The organism is Candidatus Obscuribacterales bacterium (genome assembly GCA_036703605.1).
Classification (GTDB): domain Bacteria; phylum Cyanobacteriota; class Cyanobacteriia; order RECH01; family RECH01; genus RECH01.
On record DATNRH010000402.1, the window covers coordinates 1 to 5,361 of the forward strand.

The 5,361-nt window shown below is 53.6% G+C and carries 7 protein-coding genes; all 7 read right to left on the reverse strand.

The features are described from left to right. The coding region (locus V6D20_08235; GenBank protein HEY9815769.1) for a bifunctional 4-hydroxy-2-oxoglutarate aldolase/2-dehydro-3-deoxy-phosphogluconate aldolase at positions 1 to 571 on the reverse strand (571 nt) is incomplete at its 3' end. Positions 572 to 797: 226 nt separating this feature from the next. Continuing rightward, positions 798 to 1,100: a 30S ribosomal protein S14 gene (gene rpsN / locus V6D20_08240; protein ID HEY9815770.1), complete on the reverse strand. Its 303-nt coding sequence runs from the start codon at positions 1,098 to 1,100 to the stop codon at positions 798 to 800. 119 nt (positions 1,101 to 1,219) lie between these two features. Continuing rightward, positions 1,220 to 1,918, reverse strand: coding sequence for an endonuclease III (nth, locus tag V6D20_08245; protein HEY9815771.1), 699 nt, complete (start codon positions 1,916 to 1,918; stop codon positions 1,220 to 1,222). A gap of 8 nt (positions 1,919 to 1,926) precedes the next feature. Further along, entirely contained in the window at positions 1,927 to 3,027 is a 1,101-nt protein-coding gene (gene rseP / locus V6D20_08250; GenBank protein ID HEY9815772.1) for an RIP metalloprotease RseP, read from the reverse strand. Between the two features lie 309 nt (positions 3,028 to 3,336). Next, positions 3,337 to 4,137 (reverse strand): hypothetical protein, encoded by an 801-nt coding sequence (locus tag V6D20_08255; GenBank protein HEY9815773.1) that lies wholly within the window; start codon positions 4,135 to 4,137, stop codon positions 3,337 to 3,339. Between the two features lie 314 nt (positions 4,138 to 4,451). Next, positions 4,452 to 4,850 (reverse strand): hypothetical protein, encoded by a 399-nt coding sequence (locus V6D20_08260; GenBank protein ID HEY9815774.1) that lies wholly within the window; start codon positions 4,848 to 4,850, stop codon positions 4,452 to 4,454. A 326-nt stretch (positions 4,851 to 5,176) separates the two neighbouring features. Continuing rightward, entirely contained in the window at positions 5,177 to 5,326 is a 150-nt protein-coding gene (psaM, locus tag V6D20_08265; GenBank protein ID HEY9815775.1) for a photosystem I reaction center subunit XII, read from the reverse strand. Positions 5,327 to 5,361: the final 35 nt, after the last annotated feature.

Sequence of the window (5,361 nt, forward strand, 5' to 3'; positions counted from 1 at the left end):
CGATCGCCTCGGCAGGAAAGAGCTGTCCTGACACCCCCACCGCGATCGCCCCGGCTGTGAGTAACTCTGCCGCATGTTGGAGCGTGACCCCCCCTGTAGGAATCAGGGGAATATGTCCTAGGGGGCCCTGTAAGCTGCGAATATAGGCAGCACCGCCCATAGCCTGCACTGGAAAAACTTTGACGGTTGTAGCCCCTGCTTGCCAAGCCGCCATAATTTCATTTGGCGACAGGGCCCCCGGCACCATGGGCACCTGGTGGGCGATCGCCCAGCGCAGTAGGTCTAGATCCGTGTGGGGGGAAAAGAGAAACTGGGCACCCGCTGCGATCGCTTGACTGAAAGCTGTGGGATGCAGCACCGTCCCCGCACCCACACAACAGGTAGGTAGATCCTCCCGCAGACGCTGGATCAGGTCACCAGGGCGATCGCTCGTCCAAGTCACTTCAAGCATCCGCATCCCGCCCGCCGCCACAGCTTGAGCCATGCGATAGCCAATATCCAGGCTAGGAGCCCGAATCACAGCGATCGCTCGACTACATGTCAGTTCCTTGAGCCATGCTTGCTCATCCATGCCCTTGCCCTGCCCTCAGAAGCCTTGTCTATCGCTCATCGAGATGGCTGGGTTTCGGCCACCTTGAAGAGCAAAAAGCTGGAGACATCTTGCCGTCCCCAGCTTTCACGCATCGTCTAAATTGAGCTACTTAATCCATACAAAGCAGTCCAACACATGCCCTAATCACCGCCGTAATGACGTGATCAAGGATAGGTTGGAGATACTGATGGGACGACTGGCGAGTCTACCAGCTTGATTTCACCACGCCAGGCAGTAGGCCTTCGTGGGCCATTTTCCGCAGGGCGTTGCGGCAGAGGCCAAAGTCACGATAGTAACCTCTGGAACGACCTGTTAGCCAACACCGGTTGCGCAGACGGCTAGGCACGCTGTTACGCGGCAACTGCTGAATCTGGCGATGAATGTCCATTTTTTCTTGCTGAGAAGAGGCAGTGCGGAATTGTTCCTTTAGCTCTGCCCGCTTCGCGGCGTACTTATCAATGAGCTTCTGGCGCTTACGCTCCCGCTCAACCATGCTCTTCTTTGCCATAGATATCCAAAACTTATTAAGACACCGTCTCTAATGGTACCTCGATCAAAAGCAAATAATCTACCCTTTTCCCAAAAACTTCCAGGATCATGGGTGCCCTTAGAGCAGGATGACCATGCCTAGGTCGAGGGTAGCGATCGCAATTGGGGTGGCCCCGAAGCACTCACCTTGCTAGGATCTGCCGCAGGGCAAAGGTCAGCTAGATGGCAGCGATCGCAGGCCGGATTCCGGGCCATGCACACGGCGCGACCGTGGTAGATCAGGCGAATAGACCAATTTTCCCAATCCGGTTGGGGGAGCAGCTTAATTAAATCCCGCTCAACTCGGACGGGATCGGTGTGCTGGGTCAGCCCTAGCCGCTTACTCAAACGCTTAACGTGGGTATCCACCGTGACGCCAGCATTGATGCCAAACGCATGGGCTAGCACCACATTGGCGGTTTTCCGAGCCACCCCCGGTAGCTTCAGCAGATCATCCATGAGTTGGGGCACCTGTCCGCCAAAGTCCGTCACAATCATGCGACAGGCCCCTTGGATGTTCTTGGCCTTATTGCGATAAAAGCCTGTGGAGCGCACCAAAGTTTCTAGATCCTCCAGATCAGCCTCCGCCATGGCCCGAGCATCAGGAAACTGCCGAAATAGCTCCGGTGTAACTTTGTTGACCCGTTCGTCCGTACATTGGGCGGAGAGAATCGTCGCCACCAGCAACTGAACCGGCGTTTCATAGCTGAGGGAGCAGGTGGCATCGGGATACAGACGCTTGAGGCGAATGAGGATTTCGATCGCCCGCTGTTGTTTGATAGACAGTTTGCGCGGCATGGCACAGCCTATTGCAGTAGATTTTGAAACACCTCAAGCTGGGTTGTGTCGCGCACGATCAGGATAACGCCCAACCCCAGCAGCAGCACCAACCCCGTCTGCATCACATTTTCCTGCACTTGAGACGGCAGGGGCTTGCCTCGCAGTCCTTCAATCAGCAAAAAGGTGAGCTGACCGCCATCGAGGGCCGGGAGCGGCAGAATGTTGATAATTGCTAGGTTGATGCTGATAGCAGCGGTAAACGGAATCAAGCTCAGCAGGTTATTTTCGGCAAAGCGAGCTCCTTGCTCGACAATTTTGACCGGGCCACCCACCTGGTCGGCAATTTGGGAAAAGTTGGTGATCAGCATCCAAAAACCACCAGCAATGCCCAAGAACATATCTTGAAAACTCCGGGCTGCCAGGGTGAGAACTTCACCAATGCCCGTGGGACGACGATAGGTCGAGTCTCCATTGGGAATCAGCTTCACCCCGATGACCGCCACACCCTGATCGTTCACCTCGGGGGTCACCGTTAGATTGAGCTGGCGATCGCCCCGTTGCACAAGCAAATCTACGGGCTGGTTGGGACTTGAGCGAATAGCTTCAGTAAACAAATCGATCACTGGCGCATCGGCACCCAGGGTCGTATCGTTGACTTCCAACACCAAGTCTCCAGGACGAATGCCGGCCTGGGCCGCCGGTGTTTCGAGGGACATCACCTCGGGGATCAAGATGCCTGGCTTGGTGTTAAACGTATCGGGAATACCTACGCCAGCAAACTGTCCCACAAATAATAGATAGGCAAATAAAAGATTGGCGATTACACCGGCGCTGATCACGATCGCCCGGTCGAGAATGGGACGATTGCTCAGCAGATCGGGATCATCATCGGGGATGTTGCTATCTGGATCATCGTCTGGGAAACCGACAAATCCCCCTAGGGGGATGGCCCGAATAGCATATTCTGTCTGCGATCCTTGGTATTTCCATAAAATGGGGCCAAACCCGATGGAAAAGCGATTGACATGAATACCTTGGAGGCGGGCAGCCAGAAAATGCCCCAGTTCATGAACCACAATCAAAATGGCTAGGGCGGCGATCGCTGGCAGCGCAAATAATCCAGACATATAAGACTTCGCTATGCGTGAAGGGTCGAGAGTCGATGGGCAAGCCGATGGGCAAGTTGATAACAACCATGGATCAGTAGCAGCTCTATGGAATGCTGGGCAATCTTCCCTGACCATGATCCCATAAGGTTTAATCATAACAAACCACCCAGGGGATCCTCTGGGTGGTTTGCTGATCCTCCCGAGATTCCCTGTAGGAATGCTTGACGAGCAGCAGCCCTCTCAAGCTAGGGCGCGTTTTAGACCTCATCCAAACCCTGATGCTCTCCTATAAAAGAACAAGGGGTTTAGCAGGTTTTAAACCAGAGCCTAGGAACGACGGTGGACTAGAGCGATCGCCCGATCCAGGCTATTGACCACATAGCTATCGGCGGGATATTGGTCAATGTGCCGAAAAATGGCGGTAGGAGCCGCAACACGACAGGTGAAAAATTCCACCGCGGCTCGCCCATCGGGAAAAATCCGGGCCCGAGGAGAAAATTCTTGGGGCGGTTCCGTTCGCCATTCCGGCACGATGGTATTGGGAATGCCATCAATCAGGCGATGGTGTGTCCAGCGGCAGTGCTTCCCGGCAGAGCCAAACTCCAGCATCTCCCGCCGCAGAATAGACGCCACCATGAACGAGACCACGGAGCGATCGCCCTCAATGGATTCCATCACATCCTTCAAGGCCTGCTTAGGCTGGGGGGGATGGGTTAGATCTAAATCATCCGACAGGGCCTTTTCCAGTTCCGCCGTCACGCTGAGCACCTCGGGTACAGCCCAAACTACGCCCTTACCGTTTTTCTCGCTGCGGTAGATGTAGCCCACAAGGCGCAATCCTTCTTTCATGGTGAGCCCTGGCAGGCGGATCAGGGCATCAGCCGGATTCACGGCACTCACCAACCATCGCCCACTGGCCGATGCATTGGATTCTAGGATGTCGGAAGGCCCCCCAAACTTAAATAAGTCTCCTAGGGCATCTAACGATTCAGGTTCAGGTACTTCTTGATCGTCTTCGAAGGTTTTGGTGGATGGCGGCTGTTGCTCTGACTCTGGCAAAACAAGGGCACTTTGTATGTACTGCCGCACCTTTTGAATCGTAGTAAGCGGAAACTTTTGAATGGACATGGCAGGAGTAACGTCAATTCACCTGAAGCTCACAGTGTGCCCCGGCGCTAAACCATGATATTGGCTGGCGTGAGCATCTGGAGAAATTATGTCCGAACGTATCATCATTGGATGCGGTAAGACCCTCGTTAGAAACAACCGGCTGAGCCAGCCTTCCTAGACGATCCGTCCACCCCTCCTACAACAATGTCCAAGCTGCACTACTACCCTAATGCGCCCAATCCATCCTGCCATCAGGACGCAATTCGCCACGTTGACTGAGATTCTAATCTTGAGTCGGCCACCTTTCGCAGGAACAAGAGCGTTGCTGCAGATTAGTGATGGGCAAGTTGACGCGCATCCGATTCCTGGGAATCAAGCCACACAACCCGGCGCTGATTAGGTTTGAGCAATTGTCCTTCTTCTTGGGCAAGACGCTCTGTTTGAGTCGTGTCAAAGTAGGCATTGAACTCAACGCGCAGTTGCTCAACTTCTTGGTTGAGGTAGGTTACTTCAGCCTGCAGTTCTTCAAGCTGGGCCTGCTGACGTAGGGTATTGGGAATTAGCTTAACCAAGGCAACGCTAGATACCGCAACCAAACATAAGTTGACCACCACCTTGGTGCTCACCTCCGCCGTTACCCCGCGATGGGACGAACGAACCGGACGACGCGATCGCAACGCTGACGGACGCGGTGGATGTTCTGGTGGCGGAGTCGGCTGAGGTGCGTACATAGATGATATAAAGTGGTGCGATCGCAGTCGGTAGGATGAGGCGAGCCCCCTGATGCAGACGTAATCAAAGCCTAGGGCTTAACGTTAACTCTGTTTTCCTAAAACTGCCACCACGATAGGTAACAGTAAGGATAGAGAGACTGAATACTGTGACTAGATCACCATGCTCTCAGCAGAAGGTCAATTGGTGGGCTACCCCTCATGTCCTTGATGATGCCCTTGATGCCCTGTGCTTTTTAGCCAGGATAAAAACTTAAAATATTTGTTACTTTTCCAAGAAGTTAGGGCTGATCACACCTCTAGAGGCATGGTCAGCCCACAGACGCTTACTTATACAGTTCGGTGGATAGGCGGAATGCCAAGATCCCTGGTACAAGCGCAATCGCTAAAGCTACAAAGATTTGAGTATCTGATAGTCCCATCGATGAAAACTCCCTATTGATAAACAATTCCGAAACAAACGCTTCGGTCATCATCGTACTTCTGCCCTACTATACCAAAGTCGTTCTGC